This window comes from Microbulbifer sp. YPW16, from assembly GCF_021290385.1.
Lineage (GTDB): Bacteria > Pseudomonadota > Gammaproteobacteria > Pseudomonadales > Cellvibrionaceae > Microbulbifer > Microbulbifer zhoushanensis.
Window position 1 is genome coordinate 1,426,729 of sequence record NZ_CP089928.1, and the last position, 15,929, is coordinate 1,442,657.

Consider the following 15,929-nt stretch of genomic DNA (forward strand, 5'->3'; position numbering starts at 1 on the left):
AAAATACTTAGAAATCATGCGCATCCGAAAAAGCACTAATTCAAAACAGTGCCACGGGGTAAGCACGAATCACTTCCAGGGCCTGGCTACACGCCCCGCAGCCAGGAGGCCGCGGGGCGAACCCGTCAGAGCTTGCCCACCACGTTGATGAAGAACCCCTGGCTGTCGTAGTCCAGCTGCGTCAGGTCATCCGAGAAGTCCGTGAAGTTGTAGCCCGCCCCTACCTTCAGGTGCTTCCCTACATGCCGGTAAACACCCAGCAGCGCGCCGCTCCGACGGTCCTGTGCATCCGGCAGGTCCAGCATACGACCCTCGATCAGCAGGTCCCACTCGTGCACGAAGTGCCAGTCCGCCCGCAGCACGTACAGGCTCGCACGGCTGTCGAAGAACTCCGGGTCCACCCGGTCCTGGCTCAGCTGGCCCAGACGGTACGCATACTTGGCCCCCAGGGTCCAGCGGCGCGTCAGGTCGTAGCTGGCGTCCACGGAGAAGATATGGCTCTTCTGGATGAACTCCGCCGCCGTATTCTCCACGGTCACCTGCCCGGCAGTGGGCACGTTGTAGAAGTAGGTGTACTTCATCAGCGTGTTCAGCCGGTCGTTGTCTACCGGGCGGTAGGCGTAGCCCATCACCGCCTCGGTGAACTTGCCGTCGTAGAACTGCCCCTGGGAGCTCTGGCTGTCGGAGTAGTTGAGCTTCGCCACCAGGCGCCAGTTCGGGTTGAGCTGGTAGCTGGCATTGTTTTTCAGCAGCCAGGTCTCCCGCTCGGACTCGGTCACGGTGTCCGCGTCCACCGGCGTTTCCATGGTGTCGGTACGGTATTCCACCGCCGACGACAGGCGCACCGCCTCGGTGCTGTAGCCGACGTTGGCGCCCACGGCACGGCGCTCGGTCTGGGCACCGGTGCGCGGGTCTTCCAGCGTGCCAGCTTCCATGCTGGTGCCGTAATGCCAGCGGTCGCTGGGCGCCAGGTCCATGCCCAGGGCATGGGTCAGGCCGGTGGAGACGTCACCGTGGGTGTAGCGCTCCTCACCGTAGACACTCAGACTGTCGGAGTAGCGACTGCGGAAGCCGCTGGCCATGTTGCCCTTGCGGGCACGCACGCCGGTATCGGTACGCTCGTTGTCGAGGGTGTAGTTCAGGTACAGGTTGGTGCGGTCGCTGATCAGGTAGTCAGTGCCGAGCCGCGCGGCGGTGCCGGTGTCTCCCTCGGACAGTTCGCTGTCGAGGGTCAGGCGCTCGCTCACCCGGTAGGCGCCGCCGAGACCGACGCGGTTGTTTTCATCGCGGTTACCAGTCACTTCCATGGTCTGCTGCACGAAGCCGAACGCGCTCCAGTCGGCGCCGGAGTTGTAGGCCGCTTCCACTGCCACGTCGGTGCGGTCACCCTGGGTCTGGGTCGGTGCCACCACCGGTGAGTAGTCCTCGCGGGTATCGGCGCGACCACCGGTGGTCACCCGCCATTTCTCATTGATGCGGTAGCCCACGGACAGGTCGACCGCGGAGGTCTGCAGCCCGTATTCCTGCTCGCGCTGGTCGGCCTTTACGCCCACATCGAAGCGCTCGCCGATGGGCAGGTTGACGCTGGCACCGCTCTGGGTGGTGTCCTGGTTCACCAGCTGGCCCGGTGCGGCAAAGCCCGCCTCGCGCTCCTGGTGGTAGAAGGTACCTGAAGCGCGCGCCCCCTCGAACACATCCCCCAGGTGCAGGCTGCCTTCCACCTTGTTGGCGGTGGCCTTGGGATCCGGGTTCAGCGCCTCGACGGTGTCGAAGCCATCCGCACCGCTGCGGCTGAAGCTGAAGCCGCCGTCGAGGGAGGACAGGCTGTCGAGGTTATTGCCCTCGCTGGTGGCGGACTCGATCTTGACCCAGCTGCCGGCACTGGCGCGCAGGGTCAGGTCGACGCCCTGCAGGGAGGACTCGTTGTCTTCCTCATCCTGCTGGCTGCCGCTCACACCGAGTTTCACGTGGTCACCCAGCCAGTAGTGGGCACGGCCACCCACGGCCAGGGTGTCCAGCTCCTCGAAGCCCGGGGTGTATTCGTAGCGGGTCACCAGGTATTGCGGGTTGCCGTTGTAGGAACCGTCCTGGATCAGCAGGTTGTCACTGGCGATGGCCGACAGCGGGCGGTTCAGCAGGATGCGGCCCTGGATATAGTCCACGTCGTAGTCGATCACCGGGGTCAGGTTCTTGACCCCCAGCACCAGGCCGGAGTCCTTGTCCCGCACCTCGACCCGCACCCGCTCGGAGCCGGCGAGGATGTCCTGGTGGCGCAGGAAGTAGAGCGAGCCACCGGTGCCGCGGAACTCGTCGCGACCGGCGATGGTGCCGGGCTCGGCACTGAAGCCATCGATCTCGAAGCGCTTTTCGCCGAAGCTGGTGACGTCGTCGGTCTCGTAGTGCGCATTGGCACCGTAGAGGGCACGGTCGATGTGGGCCAGTTCGTTGTCGGTGTAGGAGGCCTTGAAGTTACCCCACATGCCGTAGTCGTCGTACTTGGACAGCTTGACGTAGAACTTGCCGGAGGTCGGTGCGTCTTCCACTACGGTGGAGTCGTCGCCGAAGGTCGGGTAGTAGAGGTCCGAGTCCAGGCGGCGGAACAGCGCATCCGGGGTCTTCTCCATAAAGTTGGAGAACAGCTCGTCCACCGGACCCTCTTCGGTATCGGCGCTGGCGGACAGGTTCCAGCCCTCGCCGAAGTCACCGCTGGTGTAGAACGCCAGGCGACCGTCGTAACTCACCGAGTTGTCGTAGTGGGTCTCGTCACCGGTGACCAGTGACGCCGGGCCGTTGGTGTCGTCGATGCCGATGGTCAGGTCGGCGATGCCCACGGTGAACCAGTCGTTGCGGCGGAAGCGCAGGTCGCGCAGGAACAGCTCGCCGTTGCCCTGCTCGTCCAGCACCGCCACTTCCACGGTGTGCAGGCCGCGGGTAAAGATTTCCTCGGCCACGAACTCGCCGCTGTCACTGACCGGCACCGGGCGCCCCGCCACCCATACGGTGTGGTCCTCCGGGATCTGGCCACCGTTCACCAGCACCGAGTTGCCGTCCAGCGGGATGCCCTGCCGGGCCAGGCGGTTTTCACCGTAGCCCACCAGCAGCTCCTCTTCCGGGTCGGCTTCCTGCTGCGGCGGGTCCAGCCGGTCCACCAGCCACAGGGACTGGGGTTTGGTCTCGTCGTAGCGACCCGCATCATCATAGGCGCGCAGTACATACTGGAGTTTTTTCAGCGGCGCCTCGAAGGCCTCCATGTCGGCGCTCCAGGCGCCGCGGCCGTCGATGTCCAGCGGCACCACGGCCACCGGCTCGTCGCGCACGGACTGCTCTTCCTCGAACACGCGCACTTCCGCGCGCTCGATAAAGGCCGGATAGTTGGTGTAGCGCTGGAACTCGACGCGGCTGTCATCGACCTCGGTGTCCGGGTCGTCGGCGTAGCGCACGGTGGTGGGCCAGGCGCTGACGTTGAGCCGCGGGGCCATTTTCTGGTTGTCGAAGCGGAACTGGATATTGGCCTGTTCCAGTGCCAGGTCGGTACAGCGCTGCAGGTCGGCGGAGTTGCGGTACGGGTCGTACTCGGGACTGCCGTCGACGGTAATGCGCATCAGGTTCAGCGCGTAGGGATTGTTGGCCTGTGCCTCGCGGTCGATGCGCTCGATGGCCAGGCGATCCTGCTCCGCCAGTACCGCCAGTTCGTCGTAGAGCACCTGCACTTCCACGCGGGCGCCGCCCATCTCGATAAAGCCGGTGGACACCACATCGTCGGACTGCACGTAACCGCGGCCCTCGAAGGTGACCTGCTCGTCGGTGAGGGCGAGGCGCTGCTGCACCTGTTCCATCGCCCGGCGCGCGCGGGCCCGGGACAGGCCCACGTCATCACCGTAGACCATGGCCTCGCGGCGCTCCATGCGCTCGTTGTCGGTGTAGCCGACAAAGCCCACACGCACATTGGCCTTGCCTGCCACTTCATTCATGACACTGCGGATCGCCGCCAGCTGGCCGTCAGAGATAACCGGGTCGCCCTGCTCGAAGCGGATGGTGGGCAGCGTGGTATTGGGGGATTCGTGGGCGATGGTGATGGTCTCGGCGCCGGCATTTTCCGGGCAGGCCTGGATGCCGTCACCGGCGGTTTCCATCAGGTCGTCGTACCAGAACTCCACTTCCACCCGGCGGTTCAGGGCGCGGCCCTTGGCGGTATCGTTGGCGGCGATCGGCTGGCTGGCCCCCTTGCCGGTGAAAGTCACCGCGTAAGCGGGCAGGCCCAGGGCATCCCGCACCGCCAGTGCCACCCGGCGGGCCTCCGCCTGCGACAGGGCCGTCGGGTTATCATAGAGTTCCGCCGGGCCTTCCGGCAGTGCCTGCCCATCGGTGTGGCCGACAAAGTGCACCACCAGGTTCTGGCGATCGGCCATCTGTGCGCGCACCTCGCGGATACGGCGCACGAAGGCCTCAGGCAGGTCTACCTGGCCCGGCTCCCAGCGCAGCGGCGATACCAGGTTCTTGATCCGCGCACGCTGGTCGCTGCCATCGGCATAGCGCAGCCGGCACACGGTCTCCTGACGGCACACCTTGATGCGGTTCAGGTCCAGCGCCTGGGCGCGGGCCATTTCCGCCTGTGCCGCCTCGTCCAGCTCGTCGTAGGACAGACGCACTTCCACCCGGCGGTTCTGCGCCCGCCCCACACTGGTAATGTTTTCCACCGCCGGCTCGGCATCGCCAAGGCCTTCATAGCTGACCGCGTCTTCCGGCAGGTCCAGCGACAGCTGCATATACTCCGCCACCAGCTTCGCCCGCGCGCGGGACAGTTCTTCCTTGTCCAGGTACTCCGCCAGTTCCTGCTGGCTCAGCGAACCCGCACTGGTATGGCCGACAAAGTGCAGGCGGAGGTTATGGACTTCACCCAGGGCGGCGAGTTTTTCCCGCAGGGCGGCAACCGCCTCCTCGCTGATATCGTCGTCGACGCTTTCATACAGCAGCGGGCCGATCGCGTTTTCCTCGACCACCGGCTCCATCGCCTCCACGAACAGCGACGCATCCTGCACCCACTGCCGGCGCGGCTGGCCCAGGGTCATGGTCTCGGTGTTGTTGCCCACCGGCTGCTCGGTGTACTCCGCCGTGGTCTCCACATCGGTGGTGAGACCCGGGACCTGCTTCCACACTTCCCACCAGGCCGGTTCGCTCACCGCAGTGGTGGATTCCTGGGCCTGCAGCGGCAGGGCCAGCACGGCCGCCACGGCCAGGGCCAGGGGACGCAGTGCCATCGCGGGGACCTGTGGCTTGATGCCGCTATCTGTCTTGGCCCGCATGCAGGCACTGTGCTTGTTACTTTGCATAGAGGACATCACTCCCATCCCCCGATTCCATCCCCACTGCCCGGGGGCGCACCGCGCCTCCAGAACACCTCGGTTTCAATGGTCAGTTCATAATCGCCGTATTCGGCCGCCCATTCCTCGGCCACCTGCGCCTTGATCGCCTGCAGGCGACGCTCTACCAGCGCCGGATCCTCATTCTCGGCCAGGTAGGACAGACGCAGTACCGACGGGGCCTCGGCCAGTTTCTCCAGCAGCAGCTCCGTGCGCGAGTGCCACTGCGGGCGCAGCTCGGTGGTCTGCGGCTCGAACACCGCCTCGGCCAGGTCCAGGCGCACCACGCGGTGCAGGCCGGCGCCGAAGTTGAACTTGATCATCTTGCCCCGCGTGGCGCGCTGCACCCGCGGATTTTCCGTGGTGAGACGATAACCGCTGGGCAGGCTGCGGTCGTCGAGCTTCAGCACAAAGTTGGAACCGCGATCCTGGTTCGGCACCACCGCACAGGTGATATGGAAACGGCCGTGGGCATCGGTGGTGGCATTGAGGCCGGTGGCGGTCACCACCCGCGCCCCGGGCACACCGCCCTCACCGGCATCCTGGTAGCCGTTCATGTTCTTGTCGTCGTACACCTTGCCGATCACGTCGGTACAGTCGAAGGTCGGGTCGGGGATCACCCGTACCGTGGCCGAGGCCTCGCCCGACAACTGCTGGCCGGACAGGCCATTGAACAGCCGCGCACGGTTCACGTACTCGCCCTCGCCTACACCGGAACCAACCACCAGCAACAGCTTCACTGTGCGGGTCTGCTCCGGGTCGACACGCAGGCCCGACCAGCTCAGCTGCAGGCCGTTGACCTCCGGCTCGATCGCCTCGCCATCGACGCGGGCCGAGCCGGCGATGTACTTGAAGCCTGCCGGGAAGAAGTCCACCAGCTGCAGGTCCGTCAGCGGCACTGCCAGCGAGTTACTGAAGGTAATGGTGTACGGCACCAGCTGGCTGCGGGTAACGTTCAGCATCGCCGCCGTCTTGGTGATCGACAGTGCCCCATCCAGCTGCGGATCCACTGCAATGTGGTTGTTGAACAGCTGGCTCTCTCCCGGCACCTGGTTGTCATCCAGCGTCAGGCGCAGGTAGTAATCCGTCTCCGGGCTGCGCGCATCAATATCCAGCGGCGGCAGGGTCGGGGATGCCTGTGCCTCACAATAGTCCGCCGTCGCCGGCACCGCATCCGCGGCGCTGCCCAGGCAGGCCGCCACATCGAAGCCGGCGGTATCCACATTGGTCTGCGGCGGGATAATCGCCGACTCGCCCGCTACGTAGTCCTCACCGGGCAACTGAACCTGGATCAGGTAATCGGCGTTGGCCGGGCAGCCGGCACTGCTGAAGTTGATATCGAACTTGTAATAGCCGCCGGCACTGGTCACCTGGCCCTGCTGCTTCGGATCATCGAAGCAGGCGTCCGGCACTTCCGCCCCGCTCTGCACGTGCAGCATGGTGACGATGGCACCGGACACTGGAGCACGCAGCACCGAGTCATACACCACGCCATTCGGCGTCAGCGGCAGGTTCAGGTCCTGCGGGTTGGTACCCGAGCCAACAAAGATCTCGGTGATCTGCTGCGGGCCGTTGGTGAAGTCGGAATCCGCATTACCCAGTGACGCCGTGTTGGCACCGGCAGAGGGCGCAACATAGCGCAACTCGTACTCCGGGCCACCAGTGCCGTTAGGTACCAGGCCGTCGAACTGGAAGTAACCGTTCTCGTCGCTCTGCAGTGTTTCAGTCAATGCATTATCGAGATACAGCTCTACAGACCAGTTCTGCAGCACGGGCTCTTCAGCATCGCGCTCACCGTCAAAGTCAATGTCGCGCCAGAGGTAGCCTGCAAGATTGGCGATACCCGGTGTGCCACCCACATCGATGGCCACACTGGCCTGTTCGCTTACAGGAGGGTCATTCCACTCGGTAGTCGCGGTGTTCACTACCGTATAGCCGATTTCGAGATCCGCACCCAGCTTCGCCTGGAAGCGCAGGGTGGCAGACTCCCCCGGAGGCAGGTCGCCATAGGAGGAGCCAAAGTCGGCACTAATGACAGAACCGTTCACGCTGATCCCTGCAGCCTGGCCGTTTAGCATCGCCGAATCAGTGACATAAGTCAGCACACCCTCACCGGCCGCCAACAGATCGTCTGTGATCACCACATTACTGGTAGGCACGGAACTGATATTGGTCACGCGAACAAGGTATTCGAGAGTGGCACCGGCTTCAGCCGCACCATCAAGTGCTGTTACTTCCTTGCTGATCGAAAGCTGTTGTGCGTCACCCACTACAACCTCGGTGGGCTGGGCGCCGTTGGTCGGGTTGCCATCGGCATCAGTCAGGACCTGGGGTAACTCGGCAGCTGCCACACTACCCTGGTTGCTGATTACCGTACCGGTAGCAGTCCCCGCATCGACGGTTACATCAAATACGACAGTGGCAGCCTGGCCGGAACTGATCGTGCCTTCTGCGGTCCCCGGCAGTGGCGGCGTCAGGTCAGAGGATGAGATCGGCAGCCCGCTGGCAATGCGGGCCTCACCGCCACCATTGTCGCTCACCGCGGTGCCGTTAAGGGTAGTGCTGCCAGGCACATAGGTGGTATTGGCCGGAATCAGGTCGGTCAATTCAGCTTCCGTGGCATCCAAACCGCCGATGTTGTTAACGCTGATGGTATAGCGGAGTGTATCGCCGGGATCGACAATGCCCGCGCTAAGACCATCTTGCTGGATTACCACTGTCTTCTGCACAACCAAAGAGGCCACTTCGCCGACAGTATCGATTGTGGGGTCGTCCGGAATATCGGTGGCTGGATCATCCGACGGAGTTTCCGAAACCGGCCCACTACCGGCGCCCTCACCAGTGATAAAGCCCTGGTTGGAAATAAGCGTCCCCTCGTTGACATCATTAATGATGACATCAAAGGTGACCACCGCTACGTCATTGCTGGAGCCGGTCGGGTCCGCCAACAGAACCCCTTCCGCTTCGCCCGGAGAATTGACCGGCATACCCACAACCAGCGCTGAGGTTCCACCGACGTCGGCAACCGTGGCCCCGTTTAAGGTGACGGAGTTGGCCACATAGGAGGTATTAGCCGGAACCTGGTCACGCAATATCACTTCTATAGCATCTTCGCCCCCAACGTTACCCAACGTGAGCGTGTAGCGCAGGGTATCCCCGGGGAGCAGAATAGCCGGATCACCGGTAAGATCCTCAGATGTCTTATCCACGTCGAACAGAGGGGTGGAACTAATCAATGTCTCGGTAGGATCTTCCGTCCCACTTACTTCAGGGTAATCACTCAAGGCGAATACCACATCACTCAGAGTCAGCTGGGCCTGGTTAAGGACAACTGTGCCACTGGTAATAACCGGAGCTAGCGTCACCTCAAAGACGATAGCCAGAGTATCACCAGCCTGGCCTGCAGGCTCGATCGACAGGTTGCTGACTTCGAGCACGCCACTACCATTAGCGCCGCCATCATCGATAATATCGGCAGAGGCACCACTAGGCACACTGACTACAGCTAACGTACCGGACTCGAACATGGCGGTGTTGTTCAGCCGATCCAACTCGTCGAGCAGAGTGAAGCCGCGCAACGGAACATCGCTGATGTTCTGGATCTCAACGGTGTATCGCAGGAGGTCACCTGGGCTGGCGGCTGCTCCAGAGCCTCCGGTAGTCACGTTGAATACACTCTTGCGCGTTTCCAGTACTGCGCCTTCAACAACAAATTCGTGGTTGTCCTCATGGTCCATCACCCCGGGTGTACCATCGGTAAGCTGGCGCTGGTAGGCGAAGCGCTCGGAAGATGCAGCATCGGCGCTGAACCACTGGGTGGCACCGGCAACATTGACAAGGGTGCTGCTGCCGACGTTGTCCTCGTCCAGGGCCACCTGGTAAGAGAGCGTCAGGCTATCGCCCGGCGCCAGCTCGTCATCAGTTTGCAGTGTCACTGAAAACTCACAGGTCGGCTCCCCTCCCACAAAACTGACAGCAAAATCCGCTGCATTCAGTGCTATCGAGGATCCATCCGCTTTCTGGATTGCAGCGCCCTGGATAACAGGCTGGACATCACACATTCCGCCCGGAGTCGGGTTCGGCAGCCAGTCGGTCAGGGTCGGGTTCCATGCGCTGGATTCGCCGGTGTTGCGCACCAGCAGGGTGAAATTGTCCGGGGTGCTGACACTGATAGACGCGGGACCGCTCTTCTCAACCACGAGCTCCGGGTGAACGATTGTCACCGGATCGGCATCGCCCCCCGTGGTCGCATCGTCGCCAAGGCGCCCGGACCCGCTGTCATAATCGTACCAGGCGCGGTTTACAAATGGTTCGGTACGGGCCTGGTTGGTCGCGGTGTTCAGCACCTCAACCGTCACCAGCACCTCGACCTGCCCGCCCGCCGGGATATCGATACCACCATTGTTATCGACCAGCACCACGCTGTCGGCAGTACCGGTACTGGTAAGAGCGACGCCACCCAGGGTCGCGGAAACGAAGCCCAGGTCGACACCGGTCGCTGACAGGTCGTCATGAATGCGTACATCCTGCAGCGCCACATCCACCGGCTGCTCGGGAATGGTGATGGTATAGGTCAATTCCTCGCCGATAGCGACAGTGCTCTGTGACGACGCCTTGCTCAGTACCCCGGGCATTGCGGCAGTGAGGTCAAAGGTCGCCGGCTGTGAGGGGCCATACTCCTCGCGCCAATCCACTGTGCTGCTCGCCGGCACCTGGTCGTTATCGAACGAGTAATAGCGAAGCACCTGTGCGGTATTGGTGAGAGTGATACCTGCGGCCAGGTCGCTGTCACCCGTCACTTCGTAAACTACACGCAGGGTTTCACCGGGATCGATCGCTGCATTGGCCGCCGGATCGAAATCCCAGGTAACAGTGCCGCTGGCAGAGTCGTAAGTTGGTGTGACTGCCACGTTAGTGCCGGAGCCAACCAGTGTCGCACTAATGGCAGTTACACCGCCCTGGCGCAGGCCAATCGGCAGGGTATCCACAAGGACCGTATCGTAGGCAGGCGCATTGCCGTTATTGGTGATATCAACGGTATAGGTCGCCGTCTCACCACCGCTGATCTCGGTATCGCCATCCCCCGGGGTTACACCGGACTTGGTCACTGCGAGCAGTGGCTGCAACGCGGTGACCGTGGCATTGTCGGTCAGTGGTGCTGGGGCAACCCCGCCAACCTGATAATTCAGGCTCACAGAGTTTGTCAGCGACTGCGAGGTCGGCTGCTGGCTCAGGATATCGCCATTCTGCACCCGTGCCCGGTAGACAATGGTCAGGAAATCATTGCCGGGGTCACCATCTATGGGATTGGTAACCTCGTCGATTGCCCAGGTGACTGTCCGCAGGTCTGCACTTACGTCCGGTGCCGGAAAGGTTGCCGGTGGGGTACCGAAATAGTCCGCACTCACCATCTCCACAAAAGCCATGCCCTGGGGCAGGCTGTCGGTGAGCACCAGGTCATTATGGGTTCCCTCAACGAGGGCAATTTCCAGTTCGTACTCGACGGTATCGCCGACACGGAGACTTCCATTGCCGTTCCAGCTGTCGCCGACAGTCGCCTTGGTCAGGTCGATGTTGTAATCAACTCCCAGGCCGCTGGTATCACCGGTGCAGTAGGTGTTGGGTGCAGTGACGTTGGGGCAGCCATCGCCAGTGCGCTCACGATTACCGGAGAAGGAACCATCGAGCGAGGTCCAGTCCGCCAGGGCACTGTTGACAATATCCTCGGAGGTAACGATATCGACATTGACCCGGTAAACAATCACCAGCTCGCTGCCGGCGGGAATGCGCAGAGAACTATCGCCATTACCACGGCCCCAGGTAAGCGTATTACCGCTCACTGCAGGAGTCCCATTGAACCCCGCCACCGGCGAACCATCAATTGCGGCACTGGTTGAACCATCGATGTAGCTCAACTCGGCCGGCAGGGTGTCGGCAATATTGGTATCAAATGCGGTCGATGTGCCGTTGTTGGTAACAGTCAGGGTGTACTCGAGTTCGTCACCACTCGCGGCCGGCTGGCCGGGATCAGTGACATTCGTGACGTCCTTGACCATCGCCAGGTCGGGCTCAACGATGATGATATCTGCCTGGCCGCTGGTGCCGCCGTCTACGTCAACACCACCCTCCTGGTAGGTGTAGGAGACGGTATTACTGACAGGTGTCGCGCTCGCATTCACATTCTGGGTGTTCGCCACCCAGGTTGTGAGGGTAATCACCGCCTGCTCGCCGGCAGGGATGTTGCCGATATCCCAGCTCAGTTCCTGCCCATTCTGGTTGGTGGTTGTACCGAGGGGCGAGCCGCTCAATGCCACCGAGGCATCGACATACTGCAGCGCAGGGTCGAGCATGTCGGTGACAGTTACACCATCCAACTCGCCATTGACCGGTGTGCCGGGCACGGTAATGGTGTAGACAACCTCTTCACCGATGGTGGCCTCGGATACGGAAGCGGTCTTGGTGGGAGCGGCCACATCAAATGTGTTGGTCATCCAGACACTGGAGGAAGCCACCGGGTTGATGGCAATGTACTCACGGGCATCGGCGCTATCGAGAGTTTCACGCGACCAGTAAGCTTCCAGGCTTGCAGAATTTGACCACACCTGGTTCGGCGCGATATCGGTGTAGAAACCAATGCTGTAGTCCACCGTTACGCAGCCTGACGCTTCCAGCGGTACCTCAAGCAAAACAGCCAAATTGCCGTCGCGGGTGGCAGGTGCTGTGTAGGTGTAATCGGCAGCATCAAGGGCAGTGCCGTCAATCGACACCGTCAGACCACTGATGGACTGGTCATCCAGTTCCGCCGGCAGGTCATCAGTAAGCTGAACCCCATAGGCCGGGGCATCCCCGACATTACAGGCCTCCAGGGTGAAATCCATAGTGTCGGAGGCAATATCCACCACGTAAGCGGTGGCCGCGGATTGGCCGTCGCCAATCGTGGAGCCATCATCCGGGATCACTACCCCGGTCTTGGTGAGTTCGGTGATCAGCGGCTGCAGCACTTCAACGCTGGCGGTCTCGGCAGCGGTGGTGGCGGCAGTGCCATCGGCAAAGGTGTAGCCCAGCGTGGCTTGGTTGTTAAGGATGGTAGTGGTCGGCGTCGGCGCCGGTTCCTCAGCGGGGCCGTGCTGCACCCGCGCGCGATAGACAATCACAAACTGGTTGTCGGACGGGTCGTTGTTCGCAGCGTTGGTAATGTCACCGAGCGACCAGGTCAGCGTCCCGGTCTGGTCCGCGGAGGGCACATTGGCTGCCGGTATATCGGCATGGGTGAACACGCCCGCACTGCTGTAGGGCGCGGCTGTATCACCGTTGATACTGACCACATCAACGAAGGCGAGCCCCGGGTCCAGCACATCGGTGACGGTGACGTCGCTGGTCTGCCCCTCCGGCAGGGTCAGGATCAGCTGGTAGGTGATGGTGTCACCAGCGCGGGCATTGGTATCGGCGGTGGTGCCGATGCCACTGTTCCATGTATCACCGACCACAGACTTGGCAAAGGCTGTGCTATCAATGCTGGCCAGGGTGCTGGTTGCCGTGACGAAATAATCGTTGAGCGCCATTTCGTCCGGCGCATCATTGCCGGTGCGCTCCTCGACGAAAGCTCCCTCGAGAGAGGTCCAGTCGACGAATACGCTATTGACCAAGTCGCTCCCATCTACGCCATTGACATCGACCCGGTAGGTCAATGTCAGGGTCTCACCCACCGGCACTAGCAGGCTCTGCCCATTGCTGCGCCCCCAGACCAACTCATTTCCGGTAACCGTGGGCGCCACTGACGTGGTAGTGCCACCGAGCGTTATCTCAGCTGAACCGGGCTCAAGCGTCAGGCCCGCAGGTAGAATATCCGTGATGGACAAATCGAAGGCAGTAGACGTGCCGGTATTAAGAAGCTCGACCGTATATTCGAGAACGTCACCGCCCTGGGCTGGATCGCTGGCATTCTTGCCGGTGGTGATATTCGCCACAGTCTTTGTGGCCTGCAGCTCCGGCTCCACAATACTGATCGGTTGCGCCGTATCTTCCGTGCCCGTGCCATCACTCTGTGCGCCACCCTGGGTACGGCTGTAGGTATAGCTGGCGGTATTGCTAAACGGCGCAGTCGAGTCCTGGTTGTCAATCTCGTTCTTAAGGCGCACTTGCAGCGTCACCAGCGCCTGCTGGTTTGCCGGAATATCCAGCCCAACCACCGTCTCTTCCAGGACCAGGTCCGCTGCGGTCCCGGTATTCGCCAGGCTGTAAATGGTTCCGCCGATATCGGCAGTCGCTCCGACAAACTCCAGGTTTGACGGCAGGGAATCCCGGATATGGACATCGTACAGGGGCGCATCTACCGGGCTCGCGGGAACGCTGATCTGGTAACTGGACAGCTGGCCGATAGCTAGCTCAGTTTGCGTACTCTGTTTGGCCAGGGCCCCGGGCGATACAATTGCCACCACCGTGGGATCCTCATCCCCAAGGGTATCGGGGTCAGAGACACCACTAACGAAAGGGTCATCACTGTCGTAGGAGGCCGCGACAGGGGTGATCCCGGTGGCCTGCATAGACGCCTGGTTTTCCACCAGAGTCCCCGTAGCCAGGCCAGCGGCCAGCGTTGCCTCAAACTCGATCAGCAGGTCATTGCCCTGGGGCAGTGACAGGGAGCCGCCATCACCTTCCACCAGCAACTGTCCACCACTGATGCTACAGGTCGGGAAGACCGTCACATCTGCAGGGCCGGTTATCTGGCAGGTCGGCTGCGTTGTGCTGGAAAACTCCGCAGGCAGGACATCGGTAATCCGGATATCGGCGATATTCTGGTCGACGTTAAACAAACGGATCCGATATGTCAGTTCGTCTCCCGGTGCCGCTGAGGTTGCCGGGAAAGCCCCGGTGACATTATTCGCTACGGTTTTCTCGAAATAATAACCGGACAGGGCCACCTCGACTGTGGCCGCATCTTCATGGTCATCGGTGCCGACGGTACCGTTGGTAATCTCGCGTTCGTACTCACCACGGCTTAGGTTCGATACAGAGTCATTGGCCCAGAAGGTAGCGCCAGCGATATTAGTCAACTGCCCGGCCGGCGGATTATCCGGATCAAGGGGGTTGAGCTCGCTGTTGTAAGTAATCTGGAGAAACTCATTGGGCGCCAGGGCACCCGCCTGCTTCGTCAACTCGATAACCAGCAGCCCCGGGCTCCCGCCGGGGCTGTAGTCCAGTGTGTAGTCATCGCCCTCTATAAGCGGGACACCGGCAAGGGTGACAGAAACCGTTCCGGTGGGATCAAAGTCCTGCATTTCCGGCGGGAGCTGGTCCTCAATTCTTATATCCCAGGCAGGCGAACCGCCGACATTCTGGACACTGAGGGTATATTGGGGCGAGTCAGTCGCGTTGATCGCAGTGGCGCTGGTGCTCTTGTTCAGGACCAGGTCCGGAGCGGAAATGCTCAATAGTTGAGCAACACCATTCTCACCCGGCAGTGGATCATAGAAGGTACCGTCAATCTCCCGGGCAAATTCCCAGCTTGCGACATTGGTAAAAGGCTTCCCGATCGTGTTGGTCGCGGAATCTTCCAGCATCACCTCAAGCTCGATATGCACCTGAGCGCCCGCTGGCAGTATTCCCGGGTTATTGATTACGAACTCCAGCTCACCGGGATCTTTCGCATTACCCCCGTTATTTCGAACGGTAATGTCGCCGGGTATACTCAGCGGCGTGGTGGTTCCGCTGGTATCCTCATAAAAAGCCCGGATTTCCAGGAGCTCAAGGTCAACACCCAGAGTCGCGACGGACAGGTCATCCCAGATCTTAATCGCCTGGATATTGTTATTGGAGCCAAAGTCCTGAAGCACGGTGCCGTTAACAGGGTCGTACAGGACTGGCACATCGAGTGTATATACAAACGGCACCCCAACCGTAACCGAGGAAATCGGGTTACCGGACAGGTCAGAGGCCTGTTTCTCGATCTTCTCGACCGGGATAATCAGGTCCTGGCAACCCTCCTTGACAGAGCTGAAGTCAGAGCCGTTTACCGCCCAGACGAACGCCTTACCGCCCTCGACATTGGCGCAGGCAAAGTTACCCGTATAACAGACGTTATCGAATATAATCAGCGTCCCATCAGTCACACTGGCAAAGTTCAGCGTTGAACTGAGCGGGCTCTCACAGCTGAAATTCTTGACCGTGCATGAACGATCGATTGAAAGCTGCTCCGAACCGGTAAAGGAGCGCCCGTCATTAGAGAGCGCACCGGGCCCGTCGATTACACAATCCTGTGGACTGCCAGGATCATTTAGCGGGGGAGTAACAGATTCAAAATCCGACGTCGCAAAGTTAGCGGCCAGCGCTACCTGGCTGAAAGGCATGGCCAGCAGCATTCCCAGCAACAGGCTCGACCCGACTCTCGGCGGTAGCGAGCCAAAGCTGCGGAAAAAACCAGCAAGCCCCTTCTTCAGGGATTTCAGTCCAAGTACTTCTGACATCATCGTTACTTTCAGCCGCTACATGAGAGTCTACTTTTTGCCCAATCGCCTGCAAGTCAAGCAGGCGGACGGACACTGCCCGGTTGTCGGACATTATCGAGAGAAA

At 61.3% G+C, this 15,929-nt stretch carries 2 protein-coding genes; both read right to left on the reverse strand.

The features are described 5' to 3' along the window. Positions 1-125: 125 nt before the first annotated feature. Entirely contained in the window at positions 126-5,330 is a 5,205-nt protein-coding gene (locus tag LVE68_RS06215; RefSeq protein ID WP_233006161.1) for an OmpA family protein, read from the reverse strand. Between the two features lie 8 nt (positions 5,331-5,338). Then, the gene (locus tag LVE68_RS06220) at positions 5,339-15,823 is read right to left on the reverse strand and encodes an isopeptide-forming domain-containing fimbrial protein (protein WP_233006162.1); all 10,485 of its coding nucleotides are present in this window, start codon (positions 15,821-15,823) and stop codon (positions 5,339-5,341) included. Positions 15,824-15,929: the final 106 nt, after the last annotated feature.

What these genes read in the sequence shown, in the direction of transcription:
- LVE68_RS06220 (WP_233006162.1), bottom strand. Translation starts at nt 15,823, where the DNA reads ATGTCAGAAGTACTTGGACTGAAATCCCTGAAGAAGGGGCTTGCTGGT.
- LVE68_RS06215 (WP_233006161.1), bottom strand. Translation starts at nt 5,330, where the DNA reads ATGCAAAGTAACAAGCACAGTGCCTGCATGCGGGCCAAGACAGATAGC.